Source organism: Sinomonas atrocyanea, assembly GCF_030812675.1.
GTDB classification, from domain to species: Bacteria; Actinomycetota; Actinomycetes; order Actinomycetales; family Micrococcaceae; genus Sinomonas; species Sinomonas atrocyanea_B.
The window spans coordinates 114559-131474 of record NZ_JAUSTE010000002.1 but is presented as its reverse complement, the minus strand read 5'-3'; the positions used below and the strand labels follow the sequence as shown (position 1 = coordinate 131474).

Genomic DNA, 16916 nt, shown 5'->3' with positions numbered 1-16916 from the left:
TGCCGATCCGCCTGATAGGGCCTTAGGCCACCGCACGAGAGCGTACGGCGGACCGACGCCACCGCTTGGGGAACAGGGCCGTCAGGCCCTTCGACTCTGGCCCGCTCCGGGGGCGCGTCGGAGAGTGGGAGGCGGGGATCCCGGTGCCAGGAGGAGCGGATCATGCCTCGGACAGCAGTGGTGACCGGGTCGGCGTCGGGCATCGGCAGGGCAACCCGGGATCTGCTCGCACAGCGGGGCGAGGCCGTCATCGGCGTCGACGTCCACGACGCCGACGTGGTCGCCGACCTTTCGGGGCCCGAAGGCCGGGCTGCCCTGGCCGAGGGCGTGCGCCGGCTCAGCGGCGGCCGGATCGACTCCGTGTACGCCGTCGCGGGGCTGGCGGCACCGGCCCCGGCCACCGTCGCCGTCAACTACTTCGGGACCCTCGCCACGCTCGCGGGACTCCGCCCGCTCCTGGCCGGATCGCCATCGCCGAGGGCCGTGCTGGTGTCGTCGATGGCGGCGCTGCTGCCGAGCGACGCGGAACTGGTCTCGCTGCTCACCGCCGAGGACGAACCGGCGGCGCTGGCCCGCGCAGAGGTCCTCGCCAAGGCCCCCGAGACAACCGGTGGCCTGATCTACTCCTCGACCAAGCTCGCGCTCTCGCGCTGGGTCCGCCGGCAGGCGGCCTCGCCGGAGTGGGCCGGCGCCGGGATCCCCCTCAACGCCGTCGCCCCCGGAATCATCGCCACGCCCATGACCGCCGCGATGATCTCCACGGACGAGCAGCGGCAGGCGCTGCTCGAGAGGGTCCCGATGCCCCTGAACGGCATCGCCGAGCCGGTCGTCGTGGCCCGCGCCCTGGCGTGGCTCGGAGGCGAGGAGAACACCCACCTCTGCGGCCAGATCGTCTACGTCGACGGCGGAAGCGACGCCGTCATCCGCGGCGACGCCGTCTGGTGAGCCCCGGGAAGGAAGAAAGGGAAGGAAGGGCAATGAAGACATGGAGCCGGTGGGAGGACTACGTCGCGGGCGTCTGCGGCCTCTATGCCGCGGTGGCGGTCCTGTGGACTGCGCAGACGGCCGGCTCGAGGACCCTCATGCTGGTCTTCGGCATCCTCCTGGTTGCCGCGGCGGCGCTGAACCTGTCGATGCCCGGCACCCCGTGGCTCGAGTACGCGCAGTGCGCCCTGGGCGTGCTGCTCTTCGCCTCGCCCTGGATGGGCGCCTACTCCGACCACACCGGCGCGGCCTGGACGTCCTGGATCGCGGGGATCGTCGCAGCAGGGGTGACGGCCGCGGCCGTCCGGCCAGCCGTGGAGGCCCACCACCGCACGATGCCCTCCCACTGAGGCGCACCGGACTATCGGGCTCTGCCGCGGAGCGGGCCGGGGGAGACGGAGGGCGCATGGGCGCAGGGGCCCCGCTGCACGGACGGGTGGCCGTGGTCACTGGATCGACGCGAGGCCTGGGGCTCGCGATGGCGCGGCTGCTGGGCCGCCACGGCGCCACGGTGGTGCTCGCGTCCAGATCGGACGACCACGTCCGGGCGGCCGTCGACCTCCTGCGGGCGGAGGGCCTCACGGTGCACGGGCGCCGCTGCGACACGGGCGCCATGGCGGACGTCGAGGCACTCCGGGATGAGGCCCTCGCCCACGGCATGCTCGACATCTGGGTGAACAACGCCGGCACCTCGGGCGTCTACGGGCCCACCGCCTCCACTCCGCCGGAGGACTTCGAGAGAGTGGTCCGCACGAACATCCTCGGGACCTTCCATGGCGCCCGGACTGCCCTGCCCGTGTTCCTCGCCCAGGGCCACGGCGACCTCGTCAACCTCTACGGTCAGGGCGACCGCGGGCCGGTGGCGCTGCAGAACGCCTACGCCTCGTCCAAGCGCTGGGTGCGGCAGTTCACAGAGACGCTGCAGCGGGAGGCCAAGGGCACGGGGGTCCGGGTCCACGGGTTCAACCCCGGCCTCGTCATGACGGACCTGCTGGGCCGCGTCACCGCCCAGCGCGGCTAGAGCAGCGCCTGGGGGCGCTGCAGGTCGTCGTGGGCCTCTGGGGACAGGCTCCCGACGACGCCGCGCGCCCCCTGCTCCACCTCGTCACCACGGGGCCCCCGAGTTCCGGGACCTCCGCGGGCCGACGCTGGTGGCCCGCGGATTGCGCAGCCTCCTGACAGGGCGCCTCCGCAGGGCCAGCCGCATGCCGCTCACGGTCACCGTCGTGGACGGGGGGCCGCAGGCCCGATCGCCGCGGGCCTGATCCCCTCAGGCCCGGGCAGTCATTCCGGACTACGGAGGATCAGGCCTGGGGTGCGATGAACGCGAGGTCCAGGGAGATCACGACCTTGTCGGAGACGAGGACGCCGCCGGCCTCGAGGACCGCGTTCCAGGTCAGGCCGAAGTCCTTGCGGGAGATCGTCGTCTCGCCGGAGAGGCCGGCGCGGGTGGCGCCGAAGGGGTCCACCGCCACGCCGTTGAACTCGGTCTCGATGGTGACGGGCCGGGTGACGCCCTTGATCGTGAGGTTGCCGGTGACGTCGAACTCGTCACCCTTCGCCTCGATCGAGGTGGCCTCGAAGGTCATCTCCGGGAACTGCTCGACGTCGAAGAAGTCGGGGCCCTTGACGTGGCCGTCGCGGTTGGCGTCGCCCGAGTCGAAGGACGCGGTCTTGACGACGGCGGTGGCGGTGGTGTCCGCGGCGGTCGAGCCGACCGACACCGTGGCGGTGGCCTCGTTGAAGCGGCCGCGCACCTTGGAGATGCCGGCGTGGCGGACGGTGAAGCCGATCTCGCTGTGCGAGCCGTCGAGGGTCCAGGTTCCGGGGGTGAGGCCGTGGGGCAGAGTCACTGTGGTTCCTCCTGAGTAGGTGTGCCGGAGCACTTTTGATTGAAGCGTCAACTAACCGCTGATTCCATCAAAACATGCAGATGCATGGACCGCAAGCGGCTGTGGCCCACGTTACACAGGGAACTCTAGGGTGGGCGTGATAGTTCTACCCTTTGTAGAATCTCGGGCAGGGCCGTCTCCTGCGATTTCACGGCCGCCCACCACGTTTGAGAAACTGGAGCCATGCCCTCTTCGACCGTCCATCTGCTGCGCCACGGCGAGGTGTACAACCCCGCTGGCGTGCTCTACGGCCGGCTGCCGGACTTCCACCTGTCCGAGCGAGGCCGCCAGATGGCCAATACGGTCGCCTCCCACTTCGCGCAGCGTGCGCTCGACGGCGCTCGGGTGGTCCTGCTCGCGGCCTCGCCCCTGACCCGGGCCCAGGAGACCGCGGAGCCGAGCGCCAAGGTGCTCAATCTCACCGTCCGGACCGAGCCGCGCATCATCGAGGCGGAGAACCACTTCGAGGGGCTCAAGGTCACCCCGCGCGAGCTCCTCAAGCCCAAGCACTGGCCCTACCTCGTGAACCCCCTCCGGCCCTCCTGGGGCGAGCCCTACGAGGAGCAGGCGGCCCGGGTCCTCGAGGCCGCACGGGACGCCGCCCGCCGGGCCGCCGAGCTGGGCGGCGAGGGTGCGGAGGCCATCCTCGTGGCGCACCAGCTGCCCATCTGGCTGGCCCGCCTCAAGGCCGAGGGCAGGCCCCTGCCCCACGATCCGCGCAGGCGCGAGTGCACGCTCGCCTCCCTGACCTCCCTCACGATCGACACCCTCACGGGCGCCGTGACCTCCGTCCGCTACACCGAGCCCGCCGCCCGGCTGCTGCCGGGCGCGGCCACGACCCCGGGGGCCTGAATGCCCCAGGAGCACCAGATGTCCCGTGCCGAGCTGCCCCTCGGGTCCGCCGCCCCCGCAGCCTCCATCCGTCCGACCCGCCGCCGGATGCTCGCCGCGACGGGTGCCGCGGCGGCCCTCCTCGTCGCCACGCTCTCGGGCTGCGCGGCCTCCGACCCGCTCGCCCAGCAGGCGCGCGCGGGGGACAACAAGAACTACGTGGCCGGCGACGGCTCGGTGACGGAGTACGCGAAGGACACGCGCAAGCCTCCGGTCGACTTCGACGGCACGCTCTACGACGGCACGAAGGTCAGCTCCAAGGACCTCGCCGGGCACGTGACGGTGCTGAACTTCTGGTTCGCCGCATGCGCCCCGTGCCGCCTCGAGGCGCCCGAGCTCGAGGCGCTGCACACCGAGTTCAAGCCGCAGGGAGTGGCCTTCTACGGCGTCAACCTCCGCGACGAGAAGGGCACGGCGGAGGCCTTCGAGCAGAGCTTCAAGCTCACCTATCCGAGTTTCAACGACAAGGACGGCCAGGTGCTGCTGGCCATGTCCGGCGCCGTCCCGCCCGGGGCCGTGCCCACCACGATCGTGCTGGACAAGCAGGGGCGGGTGGCCTCGCGCGTGCTCGGCCAGCTCGACAAGGGCACGCTCAAGGCCCTCATCACGTCCGCGGCGGCCGAATAGTGGGCGGGATCTTCAGCGACACCGTCCTCAACGGCTCCCTCCTGCTCGCGCTGCCCGTGGCCCTGCTCGCAGGCGTCGTCTCGTTCCTCTCGCCGTGCGTCCTGCCGCTCGTGCCCGGCTACCTCGGGTACGTCACCGGCCTGACGGGCGTGGACCTGGCCAAGCAGCGCCGCGGCCGCATGGTCGCCGGCATCGGCCTGTTCGTGCTCGGCTTCACCGTGGTCTTCGTCGCGACCGGCGCGGTGTTCGGCCAGCTCGGCTCGTGGCTCGCCATCTCCTCCGGATGGCTCACACGCGTGCTCGGGATCGTCGTGGTGCTCATGGGGATCGTCTTCATGGGCGGCCTCGGCATCTTCCAGCGGGAGGCGCGCGTCCACGCCCGACCGCCCGCCGGCCTCTGGGGCGCCCCGCTCCTGGGCATCACGTTCGGCCTCGGCTGGGTCCCCTGCATCGGGCCGACCCTCGCTGCCGTGCAGGTCCTCGCCTTCTCGGACGGGCCGAGCGCATACAAGGGCGCCCTGCTGACGTTCTTCTACTGCCTCGGGCTGGGTGTGCCGTTCCTGCTCATTGCCCTGGGCCTGCGCCGCGGCCTCGGGGCCATGGCGTTCTTCAAGAAGCACCGCCGCGCCCTCCAGGGGGCCGGCGGCGGCCTGCTGATCCTTGTCGGAGTCCTCATGGTCTCCGGGGTGTGGACCTACTGGATCAGCCAGCTGCAGATCTGGATCGGAACCGTGGAGCTGCCCGTCTGATGAGTGAGACGAAGTCAAAGCCTGAGACCCAGGACAAGAAGAGCCCGAAGCCCGCCAAGGGCCGCAAGGGCAGGCAGGCCGCGGGCACCGACGTAGCCCTGCCCGCCTTGGGGGTGGTGGGCATGCTCCGCTGGGCCTGGACCCAGCTGACGAGCATGCGCACGGCGCTCTTCCTCCTCCTGCTCCTGGCCGTCGCCGCCGTTCCCGGATCGCTGTTCCCCCAGCGGCCCACGAACCCGGCCGTCGTGACCCAGTACCTCAAGGACCACGCCGACTACGGGCCGCTCCTGGACAAGCTCCAGATGTTCGACGTCTACTCGTCGGTCTGGTTCTCGGCCATCTACCTGCTGCTGTTCATCTCGCTGATCGGCTGCGTCGTCCCGCGGGCGATCGCCCACTGGAAGTCCTGGCGCTCGAAGCCGCCGCGCACCCCCGCCCGGCTGTCCCGCATGCCGGTCTACGGCACGCTCGTGGTCCCGGCCGCGCGCGGCCTCGCCGCGGCGGATGCCGCCGAGCAGGCCGCAGCCCTCCTCAAGAAGCGCGGCTACCGCGTCGACCTCCGCCCTGCCGCGCCCGAGACCGAGGCGACGGACGCGCCCGACGGCGGTGCTCGCCGTCGTGCGTCCGCGTTCCACTCCGTGGGGGCCGAGAAGGGCTACCTCAAGGAGTTCGGAAACCTCTGCTTCCACTCCGGGCTCGTGGGCGTGCTCGTGTCTGTGGCGATCGGCGGCCTGTTCGGCTACAGCGGCCAGCGCACCCTGATCGAGGGCGAGTCGTTCGTCAACACCCTCGTCGGGTACGACACGTTCAACCCGGGCACCGACTTCCAGTCCAGCTGGCTCGCCCCGTACTCGCTCCGCCTGGACAAGTTCGACGTCCGCTACGACCGCGAGTCGGTCAAGCAGTTCGGCCAGCCGCTCGACTTCACCGCGCACGTGACCACGCGGGACTCGCCAGGCGATCCGGAGCGGCAGCAGGACCTCAAGGTCAACGACCCGATCTCGATCGGCGCCACGGACGTCTACCTCGTCGGCAACGGCTACGCGCCGGTGGTGACGGTCCGCGGCGGCGACGGGAAGGTGGCCTTCCAGGGCCCTGTTCCGGCCATCCCGACCGACGCCGTCTACACCTCGACGGTCGTCATCAAGGTCCCCGACGCCAAGCCCACCCAGCTCGGCTTCGTGGGATTCTTCCTCCCGACCGCCGAGAAGGGCGCGAACAACGTCGCCTTCAGCGCCGATCCCGATCCGCTCAACGTCCAGCTCAACCTGAACTCGTACGTGGGCGACCTCGGGCTCGACAAGGGCAAGCCCCAGAACGTCTACGCGCTCGACGTCGCCAAGCTGACCCAGGTCAACGGCCGCGACAAGCCTGCCGGGGGCATCGTGCTGGGCGCGGGCCAGTCCTACAGCCTGCCGAACGGGCAGGGGTCGATCAGCTTCGACGGCCTCAAGCGCTACGTTGCCCTCGACATCCACCACAACCCGGGACAGGAATGGGCCCTCGGCTTCGCCCTGTTCTCCCTGGCCGGACTCATCTGCTCCCTCTTCCTGACCCGGCGGCGCCTGTGGGTGCGGGTGGGCCAGCACGAGGACGGGCGCACCATGATCGAGTACGGCCTCCTCACCCGCGGCGAGGACCACGGCGGCCTGGCCGCCGAGGGCCGGGCCGTGCGCGCCGCGCTCGCCAAGGCCTGGGACGTTCCCGGCGAGGACCCGGGGGCGCAGACTGGGAATGCGAAGACCCCGTCGGCCAGCAACACCACGTCGGCAAGTACAACCACGTCGGCCAGTACAACCACCTCGGCCAGTACTCAGAAGGACGCCTGATGCCGCAGATCAATTTCACTCTCGGTGCGTACAGCGAGCTGTTCATGCTGCTTGCCGCCGGAACATACGTCGTCGCGTTCCTCGCCTTCGCGTGGGACATGGCCACCAGCGGGAAGGTCGCCCAGCGCGACGCCGCCCTGCTGGCCGGAGAGAAGGCGCAGTCCGCCGCGAAGGCGGAGGCCAAGCAGGCCGTGCTCGCCGGCGCCGGCGGCGGCACCACGACGGTGGACAGCTCCAGCCCCGCCCCGTCGAAGGCCTCGGGTTCCGGCGTCGTGGAGGTGGCCGACGCCGACCTCAAGTACCGCTCGCGCCGCAAGGGCGCCCGTGTCGGCGTCGCCCTGAGCATCCTCGGCCTCCTGATCCACGCGGCCGGCGTGCTCAGCCGCGGCATCGCGGCCGGCCGGGTGCCGTGGGGCAACATGTACGAGTTCTGCACCACGGGCGCCTTCCTCGTCGTCGCGGTGTTCCTCGTGGTGCTCATCCGCCGGGACCTGCGCTTCCTCGGCACGTTCGTGCTCGGCCTCGCGGTGGTCATGATGGTGGCCGCGGCGGTCGCGTTCTACATCCCGGTGGGCCACCTCGTCCCCGCGCTGCAGAGCTACTGGCTCGTCATCCACGTCTCGATCGCCGTGCTCTCCTCGGCGCTGTTCACGCTGACGTTCTCGATGGCCGTCCTCCAGCTCCTGCAGAGCCGGCGCGAGGCGAAGATTGCCGCGGGCGGCCTGGACACGGGGTCGTTCATGCGCCTCGTGCCGAGCTCGCTGACCCTCGAGGCCCTGTCCTACCGCATCAACACCATCGCGTTCGTGGGCTGGACGCTGACCGTGATGTTCGGCTCGATCTGGGCCGAGAAGGCGTGGGGCCGGTTCTGGGGCTGGGACACCAAGGAAGTCTGGAGCTTCGTCATCTGGGTCGTCTACGCGGCCTACCTCCACGCCCGCGCGACCCGCGGCTGGACGGGCGTCCGCGCCGCGTGGCTCTCGATCGTCGGCTACCTGTGCGTCATCTTCAACTTCACGGTGGTGAACATCTACTTCTCCGGCCTGCACTCCTACGCGGGCGTCAGCGCCGGCTGACAGTAGGGAGAGCCGGCTGACCGTCGGGAGAGCGGACGCGGCGCTCAGAGTCCGCGGAGGAAGTCAGGGTCGTCGTCCGGTGCCATCGGGCGGCGGCCCTTTCCGTCCCTGCCGCGCGGCGGGGTGGTGCCCCGTGGCCGGCCGAAGGCGAACCACAGGATGGTGCCCACGGCAGGGAGCACCGAGATGAGGAACCAGAGCGTCTTCGAGATGCCACCCCGGACGGCGCGGCGGTCACTGAGTGCGCAGTCGACCATGCCATACAGCCATGCGACCAGGACGATGAGCCAGGGCAGGACGCGGATCATAGGACCATTTTAGTAAACTCGTCCAGTGGCCTCCCTCAAGTACTTCCTGCTCCGTGCCGTCCTGTTCGTTGTGCCGTTCGCGGTGTTCATGGTGCTGCGCATCGGAGTGGTCCTCTCTGCCGTCTACGCCGTGCTCATCGCCTTCGCGATCAACTTCCTGTTCCTGACGCGCCAGCGCAACGCCGCCGCCAGCGAGGTCCGCGATGTCTTCGGCGGCCGCAAGCAGGTGCGCACCAAGCGCGAGGTCGCGGACGCCGAGGTGGAGGACGCGCTCGACGACGCACAGCGCGCCGACGAGGACGCCGAGTACGACGACGCCGAGGGCACCGCGACCGAGCGCACCGACGCCGAGGGCACCGCGACCGAGCACAATGCGACCGAGGCCACCGCCACCGAGCGCACCGGGGTTCCCGCTGAGAGGGCAGCGGATGAGAACCGAGACCGGACGCTGCAGGACCGGAAGGCCCAGAACCCCCAGAACCCCGGTGGCGAGGGAACGGCCTCCTAGCGCTAGAACGGGGGCGGCGGGTCGCCCTCGGGATAGGTAATGTAGCGCCGGCCGGCGGGAGAGGTCCATTCGATCGTCCCCGGCGGAGGGAGGTGCCGGGGCACAGCGGCCGGAGCCTCCGGGCGGCCCGGACCGTCCGGAGCTGACCCCGGGCGCCCGATCTGCCGCGCCCTCCAGTGGCCCTCGCTCTTGAGCCGATGGTGCTCCCTGCACAGGAGGGCAAGGTTGTCGGTGCCGGTCTCGCCGCCGCTTGCCCATGACATGGTGTGGTCGGCGTCGGTGGCCGTGGAGGGCCTGTCGCAACCGGGGAACCGGCACACCATGTCCCGGGCCCCGAGCTGCTGGCGCATGGCGGCGCTCGGCCGGTACCGCGTGCGGCCGAGCGCGAGGGGCGCGCCGGTCCTCGGATCGACCCACAGGCGGGTCCACGTGGCAGCCCCGGCGGCCACGAGGCGCGCCGCGTCAGGATCGAGGGGGCCGTAGCCGAGGATCTCCCCGGGAGCGTCGCCCGAACCCTCAAGGGTGGCCAGCGGGACCGTGACGACGATCTGGGCTCCCGGGCTGGCGGCAGCCCGGAGGTCTGCCGGCGACGCGCCACTGACGAGGTCCGCGAACACATCGGCCCGCAGCTGGGGGAGCGTACGGCTCTCGGAGGGGCCCTGCAGGGACCGTGCCATGCTCTCGAGGCGCGTGTCGATTGCGGCCGCGTCCTCGAGCGGCAGGTAGGCCGTGAGCCAGCACATCGCGTCTCCCGCGGGCTCGATGTCCACCCGGCGGTGCTCGCGCGCCTTCGCCTTGCGGACAGCGAGGGGTTCGGCCGCGTGCCTCTCGGCCAGCCGCCGGAGCTTCCGGCCCAGAGCGCCGGGGCTCGGGATCCCGTCGGCGTCTGGGCTGCCATCAGGGCCGGTGGGGGCTGCCACGGCGACGGCCTCGGCTACAAAGGCGGCCAGCCTTTCCTGCGGGACCGGCGTTGCAGCGTCGAGGATCGTCCGCGCCCGGCGCTGGGGGACGAGCCCGGCGTGCATGGCCTCGAGCAGTGGGCGCCAGGCCGGCCGGGAGAGCTCGAGCGCTTCGGTGACCATTCCCTTCGCCGTGCGGGCCGAGAGCTTCAGTGTTGCCGAGACCTCGGACGCTGCGATCGACGGGGCCCCGAGACGCCGGAAGGGGGCATCCGATGAGCCGCCCACCGCGCGCGCCAGGGAGGCCAGAGTGACGATGCGTTCGGCGGCGCGCGCGGAGTCGTCGCGGTCGAGGCGCTCTAGGCGGGCGATCAGGAGCTGGGCGGTCTCGGCCTCGATGCTGGCCACGATTGCCGCAGGGGACGGGAGACCGCCGCCAGGATCGGTGCCTTCGGGCAGTGGGCCGGGGGCCGCCCCCGTCGTTTCCTCGCCCGGTGGTGTTCCACGGCGAGGTCATCTGCGATGAGGGCCAGCAGTTCGGAATCGGGGCACGGAGGCAGCACGGGCCTCGTCGACGGGTCGTCGCGGCGCTCCCACGCGCTGAGCAGCCAGGGCTCGGGCTCGACGGGGCTGCCGGCGGCGGCACGCTCCTCTTCGGCCTCACGGATCGCCTCGAGCTCGAGGGCGGCCCCCCACGGCCCGCTCTCCCCGGCGGAGCCGGTGGCCCCAGCGCCGTCCTCGAACCCCTGTCCGATTCCCATAGGCACATACTAGAACGCCACTACGACATTTCTGGCTGCCCCGGACGGCCGCTGGCCGCCGTCACTTCCGACGGTCTAGAACAGGGTCTTCAGCACCACGGCGATCGTGAAGAGCCCGGCATAGCCGAGGTTGATGAATCCGGTCTGCTGGAGGACCGGGATGAGGCGCGGTCCCTTCTTCCCGCCGAGCATGAGCCACGATGGCGTGAGGCACGCCGGGACGAGCAGCAGCATGATCAGCATCCACGGGTTCCACGGCGCCAGCAGGAGGGGCCCGAGCACCGCCACTCCGAGCATCCAGACGTAGGCCCGCCGCGCACGGTAGTCGCCCAGACGCACGGCGAGGGTCCGCTTGCCAGCCGTCTCATCTGTCGGGATGTCGCGGACGTTGTTGGCCATGAGGAGCCCATCCGCGATGAGGCCCGTGCCGACGGCCCCGATCCAGGACGCCGCACTGAGGGTTCCGGCCTGCGTGTACGTGGTGCCCAGCGTGGCCACGAGGCCGAAGAACACGAACACGAAGACGTCGCCGAGTCCCAGATAGCCGTACGGGTTCTTGCCGCCGGTGTAGCCCCAGGCCGCCGCGACGCATCCTGCCCCGACGAGCAGCAGCCACCAGGCCTGCGAGATCACCACGAGCACGAGGCCGAACACCATGGCGGCCCCGAACGCGATGAAGGCGGCGCGCTTGACCTGGGCGGGCGCCGCAGCCTTGGAGCCAGTGAGCCGGAAGGGCCCCACGCGGTCGTCGTCGGTGCCGCGGATCCCGTCGGAGTAGTCGTTCGCGTAGTTCACGCCGATCTGGAGCAGGACCGCAACGAGGGCGGCCAGCACGGCGTTGACCGGCTTGAACGCCCCCAGGCCGTACGCCGCCGCGGTGCCGATCACCACGGGCGCGACGGCCATGGGCAGGGTTCGCGGCCGGGAGCCGGAGATCCATTGGGCGGGTGTTGCCACGGGCTGATTCCTCTGACGGTGGTGGGGGTGGGTGAAGGCTGAGGGGCGGCGTGCGCTAGGGCCTGCGGTGCCTGGCGGCCAGGAGTTCGGTGAGGGCCCTGCGGTCCGGTTTCCCGTTCGGCAGGAGCGGGAGGGACTCCAGGGCCAGCCACGACTTCGGCGCGAGCCGGCCGAGCCGCTCCGCGGCCGCCGCGCGGATGTCCTCCGGCACCGCTTGCTCTCCAGCCCGGCCTTCGGGCGCCGCGAGGACCACGGCAGCGGCGAGCGCCTGCCCCCACTCCGGATCGTCGACGCCGGCCACGAACGCCTCACGCACTCCCGGCAGGGCCTCGACAGCCGCCGCGACCCGAGCGGCGGAGGCCTTGACGCCGCCGGTGATGACGACGTCGTCCGCCCTCCCCAGGATCCGGAGGCGACCGTCGGGCGCGAACTCGCCCACGTCGGAGCTGAGGTACCACCGGCGGCCGTCCGCGTCGGTGCGGAAGTGCGCCTCGGTGCGCTCCGGGTCTCCCACATACCCGGCGGCCACCACGTCTCCGCCGAGCCACACCCGGCCGTCCACGAGCTCGACGTCGACGCCGTCCAGCGGCACGCCGTCGTACACGCAGCCGCCGCAGGTCTCCGCGGAGCCGTACGTCGTCACCACCCGCACCCCGGCCTCGCGGGCCTGGTCGAGGAGGTCCTGCGACATCGCCGCGCCGCCGAGCAGCACGGCGTCGAAGCGGGTGAGGGCTGCGAGCACCCGGGGCGAGCCGTCGTCGAGCAGGCGGCGCAGCTGGGTGGGCACGAGGGAGGTGAACCGGATCGGATCGGTGAGGGCCTCCGCGGCGTCGGCGAAGGCCTCGGGCCTGAATCCGCCAGAGAGGTCCATCGCCCAGGGCCGCGTCCCGGCGAACAGGGAGCGGACCAGGACCTGCGCGCCGGCGACGTAGGCGAGGGGCAGCGCGAGCAGCCACTGGCCCTCGCCCCTGAGGCGCATCGCCGTGGCCGCCGAGGACGCAGCGAGGGCCTCGACGGTGAGGGCGGTCGCCTTGGGTTCCCCCGTCGAGCCGGACGTGCGGACCACGATCGCCGTGCCCTCGGGCAGCGCGGACCCGTTGCTGTGCCCAGCCAATGCGGGGCCGCCCGGGCCGAACTCGACCGCCGGGCCCTCGCCCGCGAGTGCGGCGGCGAGGGCTGAGAGCACGGGGTCCAGGTTCACGGTGCGGGGGCGCCTCTCGTTGCGGGGTCTCTGGCGGGGTGGTGCGGGGTCTCTGGCGGCCGTGCGCTCAGAAGTAGTACGGGAACGCGGACCAGTCCGGATCGCGCTTCTGGAGGAACGCGTCGCGGCCCTCCACTGCCTCGTCCGTCATGTACGCCAGCCGGGTGGCCTCGCCCGCGAACACCTGCTGGCCCGCGAGGCCGTCGTCGGCCAGGTTGAACGCGAACTTGAGCATTCGGACGGCCTGGGGGGACTGGCGCGCGATGTCCGCTGCGTATTCGAGCGCGACCTCCTCGAGCCGTGCATGCTCCACCGCCTCGTTGACCGCGCCCATGGCCACCATGTCGTCGGCCGAGTACTCGCGGGCCAGGAAGAAGATCTCCCGAGCACGCTTCTGCCCGATCTGGCGCGCCAGCAGCGCCGAGCCGTAGCCGGCGTCGAACGAGCCCACCGTCGCGTCGGTCTGCTTGAACTTCCCGTGCTCGCGGGAGGCGATGGTGAGGTCGGAGACCACATGGAGGGAGTGGCCGCCGCCGGCAGCCCACCCGTTGACCACGGCGATGACGACCTTCGGCATGGTGCGCATGAGGCGCTGCACCTCCAGGATGTGGAGGCGCCCCGCGCGGGCCGGGTCGATCGTCTCGGCGGTCTCGCCGGAGGCGTACTGGTAGCCCGCGCGCCCGCGGATGCGCTGGTCGCCGCCGGAGCAGAACGCGTGGCCGCCATCCCTGGGGGACGGCCCGTTGCCGGTGAGGAGGACGGTCGCGACGTCCGGCGTCATCCGGGCGTGGTCCATCGCGCGGTAGAGCTCGTCGACCGTGCCCGGCCGGAACGCGTTGCGCACCTCCGGCCGGTTGAACGCAATCCGCACCGTGGGCAGGTCGCGGACGACGGCGCCGCTCCCGTCCCGCTCGACCTGCCGGTGGTAGGTGAGGTCCTCGAAGTCGAAGCCTTCGACCGCGCGCCACCGCGTCGGGTCGAAGATGTCGGAGACCTTCTCGGGCAGGGCGGGCTGCTCATTCGCGGAAGTGGTGGTCACGTGGAAAGAGTCTAGTCGGCGGCGCACGCGGGGGGAGCCGTGCCCGAGGGTGCGGGCTACGCTGTGACCATGGCGGCTCAGGCAGGCAAGCTCGTGGTGGTCGGCGCCGGCGCGGTGGGGAGCTCGGTGGCCTACGCCTGCCTCATCCGCGGTTCGGCGCGCGAGGTGGTCCTCTACGACATCGACCAGGCGAAGGCCGAGGCCGAGGTCCTCGACCTCGCGCATGGGACCCAGTTCACCGGAGCCTCGAGCATCACCGGCGGGACGGACCTGGCGCTTGCGGCGGGAGCGGACATCGTGGTGATCACCGCCGGGGCAAAGCAGCGGCCGGGGCAGACCCGGCTCGAGCTCGCCGGGACCAACGCGCGCATCCTCGAGGCCCTCATGCCGCGGCTGGTCGCGCAGGCGCCGGACGCTGTCTACGTGCTCGTGACCAACCCGTGCGATGTGCTGACCGTCATCGCGCAGCGCATCTCCGGCCTTCCGGCCGGCCGGGTGTTCGCCTCGGGCACGGTGCTGGACACCTCCCGCCTGCGGTGGCTGCTGGGCGAGCGGGTCGGGGTGTCCCGCTCCTCCGTCCACGCCTACATCGTGGGCGAGCACGGCGACACCGAGTTCCCGCTCTGGGCCTGCGCGAGTATCGGCGGCGTGCCGCTCCGGGACTGGACGGCCGACGACGGCTCCCGCGCGTTCACGCCCGAGTCCCTCGAGGCCCTCGCGCACAACGTCCGCACCGCGGCCTACCGCGTGATCGAGGGCAAGGGCGCCACGAACTACGCGATCGGGCTCTCCGCCGCCCGCATCGTCGAGGCGGTCCTGGGCCGGGAGGACGCCGTGCTGCCCGTCTCCTCGGTGCTCTCGGGCCAGAGCGGCATCCACGGCGTGGCCCTCAGCCTGCCCTCCGTGGTGGGCGCGGGCGGGGTCCGGCGCGTCCTCGAAGTCCCGATGGACGACGGCGAGCTGGCGCGGCTCGGGCGCTCGGCCGAGGCTCTGCGCGCCTCGGCGCAGTCGCTCGGGTACTAGCAGCCGGGCGGGTACCGGCAGCCGCGGGGGTACCGGCAGCCGCGGGGGAGCCCCGGGCGCTCACGAGATGCAGAACTCGTTCCCCTCGGGATCGGCCATCGTGTACCACCCGTGCGGCCCCTCGTGGCCCTCCCACAGGAACGTTGCGCCGCGGGCCTCGAGCCGCGCCCGCACCTCGTCCTTGTCGTCGCCGCCGATCCGCACGTCCCAGTGCACCCGGTTCTTCACCGACTTGCCCTCGGGCACCGACTGGAACAGGAACCGCTGCCGGCCCCTGTCCCCGACCTGGTCTGCCGGGCAGATGGCCTGCGCGGACGCCCACACGAGGACGCCGCGGTGCGTCATCGTCTCGTCCTCGCCCGCGTAGCCCTCGGCGACCATGCGCCGGATGAAGTCCTCGTCGCTCGGCTCGACGGTCCAGCCGAGCGTCTCGGCCCACCAGTCGGCCTGCGCGTGGGGATCGTGGCTGTCGATGACCACTTGGAAGGTGTACGCCATGGGCCCACGCTAGGCGGCCCACCCCGCCCCCGGAAGGGTCCGGAGGCTCGAAGAGGACATGGGCTGTCCGCTGCCATCCCCGCAGCATCGTAGGACGAACTCCTCTGGCAGTCCCCGGCGCGGCCGGTGAGGCTGGGAGCCTGACCGGGAGGGGAGCGGGGATGCCAGGACGAGCGGATGAAGGCCCGGACGTGCACCGCCGAGTCAGGGGCCCTCGCCGGCGCCCGGGCCGCCTGCGCCTCACCTTGGTGGCCCTGCTGGCCGCCCTGGGCATCGCGGCGTGCTCGCCCGGGGGTGCTCCGGCAGCACCCACGGAATCCGCCGCGAGCCCGTCGGCCGGGGCCTCCGCAGGCCAGCCCACCAGGGTCTTCACGGACGACGAGCTCATGGCGATCGTCAACGCGGTGACCACGCGCCCTTACGGCGCCTCTGACTCGCGCAGCTTCCGGATCGGTGCCACGGCCAATTCGTGGCCGGCGATCACGTCCACGGCGACGCCCGCCGAATGCCAGCCCTTCGCGGCCAAGAACCCGTTCGACATCGCCCGGGACGCGAACGTCGCCTTCGCCCAGGGCGCCCTGCCCGCATTCGGCGGGTCCGAGGTCGCGCCCTCGGCCGGCCCCGGCTCGGGAGGGCCGACGACGACCGCGATCGTCATCGTCAGGAGTGCCGCCGCGGACGCGCTGGCCGCGTCCGACTTCAACTACAGCGACAGCCTCGCCTCCCGCTGCAGCCAGTTCACACTGAAGATTGACCAGGGGACCAGTGCCTCGGCGTACAGCCTCCGGATGCTCCCCGCCCCGAAGGTGGGGGAGCGGGCCTTCGCGATGCTCCAGAAGACAACGCCGGGCGGACCGGGCGATCTGGGCGGGGCCACGCTGCACGTGCTGGCCGGCACCCTCTCGATCTCCCTCTCGCTCAGCGTGGCGCAGGACGCCGACGCCCAGTCCGCCCTGGACGCCCTGGCCGGAATCGCCCGGAAGATCATCGACCAGGCCGCCAGCCACCCACCCACCGTGAGCACGCCGACGCCGAACTCCCGGACGCCGGAGCAGCTGGCCGCCCTGGTCAGGGGAGTGCCCGGTCCCGGCGGCAGCGCCCCGCTGGTCAACGCCCAGCTCATCCCGGCCAGCGCCACGTCCACCGCGCGCCCCAGCGAGGCGCCCTGCACCTACGACGACGCCGCATACCTCGGCGCCCTCGCCGGTTCCTCGATGGCCCAGGCACAGTATTCGGGAAGCCAGGCCGGCAAGTCGTTCATCACCGTGCTCGCGGTCAGCATGGCCGACTCCATCCCGCAGCCCTACCCCTTCGATGCCCGGGCCGAGGCGCTGCGGACCTGCACGTCCGTCACCGAGGACGTCATGGGGGTCTCGCAGACCCGGGCCTGGTCCTCCCTCAGGCCGCTGGCGGCCGTTCCCCGGGGGGATGCCGCCTACGCGGTGGTGTACGAGCTCCCGGACGGCACCGGGGAGCGGCATGTGGCCGTCGGCGCGCGGCGGGGAACGCTGTCCCTCGAGGCCAACGACGTCCGCAGGACGGAGGCGGAAGTCCAGCCGGCAGCCGAGGCGCTGGTGGCGCTCCTCGACCAGATGTTCAGCAAGGCCGGCCTGTAGCTGGCGCCCGTCCCCGGCCTCCCCGAGGGAAGCCCGGCCGCCCTTGACACCTCGCCCG

19 protein-coding genes are annotated in these 16916 nt (G+C 71.9%); 11 read left to right on the top strand and 8 right to left on the bottom strand.

Going from position 1 to position 16916, the window contains the following annotated elements; translation table 11 throughout:
- The first annotated feature begins 162 nt into the window (after window positions 1-162).
- From J2W20_RS04365 to J2W20_RS04355, 3 genes are read left to right on the top strand one after another with little or no spacing between them, the layout of a single operon-like run.
- Window positions 163-945: an SDR family oxidoreductase gene (locus tag J2W20_RS04365; protein ID WP_307004933.1), complete on the top strand. Its 783-nt coding sequence runs from the start codon at window positions 163-165 to the stop codon at window positions 943-945.
- Between the two features lie 32 nt (window positions 946-977).
- On the top strand, window positions 978-1334 hold the full coding sequence (locus J2W20_RS04360) for an SPW repeat protein (protein ID WP_307004931.1): 357 nt from the start codon (window positions 978-980) through the stop codon (window positions 1332-1334).
- 56 nt (window positions 1335-1390) lie between these two features.
- The gene (locus tag J2W20_RS04355) at window positions 1391-2005 is read left to right on the top strand and encodes an SDR family NAD(P)-dependent oxidoreductase (RefSeq protein WP_307004929.1); all 615 of its coding nucleotides are present in this window, start codon (window positions 1391-1393) and stop codon (window positions 2003-2005) included.
- Window positions 2006-2288: 283 nt separating this feature from the next.
- Here J2W20_RS04355 and J2W20_RS04350 read toward each other — a convergent pair whose 3' ends face one another.
- A complete protein-coding gene (locus J2W20_RS04350; protein ID WP_307004928.1) occupies window positions 2289-2837 on the bottom strand; it encodes a YceI family protein in 549 nt (182 codons plus the stop codon).
- A gap of 222 nt (window positions 2838-3059) precedes the next feature.
- Here J2W20_RS04350 and J2W20_RS04345 point away from each other — a divergent pair, with 222 nt between their 5' ends.
- The 5 genes from J2W20_RS04345 (at window position 3060) to ccsB (ending at window position 8048) form a co-directional block, all read left to right on the top strand.
- Window positions 3060-3728, top strand: a complete 669-nt coding sequence (locus J2W20_RS04345; protein ID WP_307004926.1) for a histidine phosphatase family protein — start codon at window positions 3060-3062, stop codon at window positions 3726-3728.
- 87 nt (window positions 3729-3815) lie between these two features.
- Complete coding sequence (locus tag J2W20_RS04340; RefSeq protein ID WP_307005443.1) at window positions 3816-4394, top strand: TlpA family protein disulfide reductase; 579 nt, start codon at window positions 3816-3818, stop codon at window positions 4392-4394.
- The gene (locus J2W20_RS04335; RefSeq protein WP_307004924.1) at window positions 4394-5143 is read left to right on the top strand and encodes a cytochrome c biogenesis CcdA family protein; all 750 of its coding nucleotides are present in this window, start codon (window positions 4394-4396) and stop codon (window positions 5141-5143) included. The genes J2W20_RS04340 and J2W20_RS04335 overlap by 1 nt, the downstream gene beginning before the upstream one ends.
- Window positions 5143-6972, top strand: a complete 1830-nt coding sequence (gene resB / locus J2W20_RS04330) for a cytochrome c biogenesis protein ResB (protein ID WP_307004922.1) — start codon at window positions 5143-5145, stop codon at window positions 6970-6972. Before J2W20_RS04335 ends, resB begins: the two co-directional genes overlap by 1 nt.
- A complete protein-coding gene (gene ccsB / locus J2W20_RS04325; RefSeq protein ID WP_307004920.1) occupies window positions 6972-8048 on the top strand; it encodes a c-type cytochrome biogenesis protein CcsB in 1077 nt (358 codons plus the stop codon). Before resB ends, ccsB begins: the two co-directional genes overlap by 1 nt.
- 44 nt (window positions 8049-8092) lie before the next feature.
- On the opposite strand, the gene J2W20_RS04320 is transcribed toward ccsB, so the two are convergent.
- Entirely contained in the window at window positions 8093-8356 is a 264-nt protein-coding gene (locus J2W20_RS04320) for a PLD nuclease N-terminal domain-containing protein (protein WP_307004918.1), read from the bottom strand.
- A 25-nt stretch (window positions 8357-8381) separates the two neighbouring features.
- On the opposite strand from J2W20_RS04320, the gene J2W20_RS04315 reads away from it, so the two are divergent.
- Window positions 8382-8864: a DUF4229 domain-containing protein gene (locus tag J2W20_RS04315; protein ID WP_307004915.1), complete on the top strand. Its 483-nt coding sequence runs from the start codon at window positions 8382-8384 to the stop codon at window positions 8862-8864.
- Window positions 8865-8866: 2 nt separating this feature from the next.
- Here the strand turns inward: J2W20_RS04315 and J2W20_RS04310 are convergent, their stop codons facing one another.
- The 5 genes from J2W20_RS04310 to J2W20_RS04290 form a co-directional block, all read right to left on the bottom strand.
- Window positions 8867-10171: an HNH endonuclease signature motif containing protein gene (locus tag J2W20_RS04310; protein ID WP_307004913.1), complete on the bottom strand. Its 1305-nt coding sequence runs from the start codon at window positions 10169-10171 to the stop codon at window positions 8867-8869.
- Window positions 10135-10524: a hypothetical protein gene (locus tag J2W20_RS04305; protein ID WP_307004912.1), complete on the bottom strand. Its 390-nt coding sequence runs from the start codon at window positions 10522-10524 to the stop codon at window positions 10135-10137. The genes J2W20_RS04310 and J2W20_RS04305 overlap by 37 nt, the downstream gene beginning before the upstream one ends.
- Window positions 10525-10599: 75 nt before the next feature.
- Entirely contained in the window at window positions 10600-11481 is an 882-nt protein-coding gene (locus tag J2W20_RS04300; protein WP_307004910.1) for a 1,4-dihydroxy-2-naphthoate polyprenyltransferase, read from the bottom strand.
- A gap of 55 nt (window positions 11482-11536) precedes the next feature.
- Window positions 11537-12682 carry an AMP-binding protein gene (locus J2W20_RS04295; protein WP_307004909.1) on the bottom strand — a complete coding sequence of 382 codons (1146 nt, stop codon included), beginning with the start codon at window positions 12680-12682 and terminating at the stop codon, window positions 11537-11539.
- A 67-nt stretch (window positions 12683-12749) separates the two neighbouring features.
- Window positions 12750-13721 (bottom strand): 1,4-dihydroxy-2-naphthoyl-CoA synthase, encoded by a 972-nt coding sequence (locus tag J2W20_RS04290; protein ID WP_307004908.1) that lies wholly within the window; start codon window positions 13719-13721, stop codon window positions 12750-12752.
- Between the two features lie 69 nt (window positions 13722-13790).
- Here J2W20_RS04290 and J2W20_RS04285 point away from each other — a divergent pair, with 69 nt between their 5' ends.
- Complete coding sequence (locus J2W20_RS04285) at window positions 13791-14744, top strand: L-lactate dehydrogenase (protein ID WP_307004905.1); 954 nt, start codon at window positions 13791-13793, stop codon at window positions 14742-14744.
- A 60-nt stretch (window positions 14745-14804) separates the two neighbouring features.
- Here the strand turns inward: J2W20_RS04285 and J2W20_RS04280 are convergent, their stop codons facing one another.
- Window positions 14805-15242, bottom strand: a complete 438-nt coding sequence (locus J2W20_RS04280; RefSeq protein ID WP_307004903.1) for a VOC family protein — start codon at window positions 15240-15242, stop codon at window positions 14805-14807.
- A 191-nt stretch (window positions 15243-15433) separates the two neighbouring features.
- On the opposite strand from J2W20_RS04280, the gene J2W20_RS04275 reads away from it, so the two are divergent.
- Window positions 15434-16858 (top strand): hypothetical protein, encoded by a 1425-nt coding sequence (locus J2W20_RS04275; protein ID WP_307004901.1) that lies wholly within the window; start codon window positions 15434-15436, stop codon window positions 16856-16858.
- The last annotated feature ends 58 nt before the right edge of the window (window positions 16859-16916 follow it).

Coding starts and splice junctions, on each gene's coding strand:
- J2W20_RS04365 (WP_307004933.1), top strand. CDS start 163: ATGCCTCGGACAGCAGTGGTGACCGGGTCGGCGTCGGGCATCGGCAGG.
- J2W20_RS04355 (WP_307004929.1), top strand. CDS start 1,391: ATGGGCGCAGGGGCCCCGCTGCACGGACGGGTGGCCGTGGTCACTGGA.
- J2W20_RS04345 (WP_307004926.1), top strand. CDS start 3,060: ATGCCCTCTTCGACCGTCCATCTGCTGCGCCACGGCGAGGTGTACAAC.
- J2W20_RS04340 (WP_307005443.1), top strand. CDS start 3,816: ATGCTCGCCGCGACGGGTGCCGCGGCGGCCCTCCTCGTCGCCACGCTC.
- J2W20_RS04320 (WP_307004918.1), bottom strand. CDS start 8,356: ATGATCCGCGTCCTGCCCTGGCTCATCGTCCTGGTCGCATGGCTGTAT.
- J2W20_RS04285 (WP_307004905.1), top strand. CDS start 13,791: ATGGCGGCTCAGGCAGGCAAGCTCGTGGTGGTCGGCGCCGGCGCGGTG.
- ccsB (WP_307004920.1), top strand. CDS start 6,972: ATGCCGCAGATCAATTTCACTCTCGGTGCGTACAGCGAGCTGTTCATG.
- J2W20_RS04280 (WP_307004903.1), bottom strand. CDS start 15,242: ATGGCGTACACCTTCCAAGTGGTCATCGACAGCCACGATCCCCACGCG.
- J2W20_RS04360 (WP_307004931.1), top strand. CDS start 978: ATGAAGACATGGAGCCGGTGGGAGGACTACGTCGCGGGCGTCTGCGGC.
- resB (WP_307004922.1), top strand. CDS start 5,143: ATGAGTGAGACGAAGTCAAAGCCTGAGACCCAGGACAAGAAGAGCCCG.
- J2W20_RS04305 (WP_307004912.1), bottom strand. CDS start 10,524: ATGGGAATCGGACAGGGGTTCGAGGACGGCGCTGGGGCCACCGGCTCC.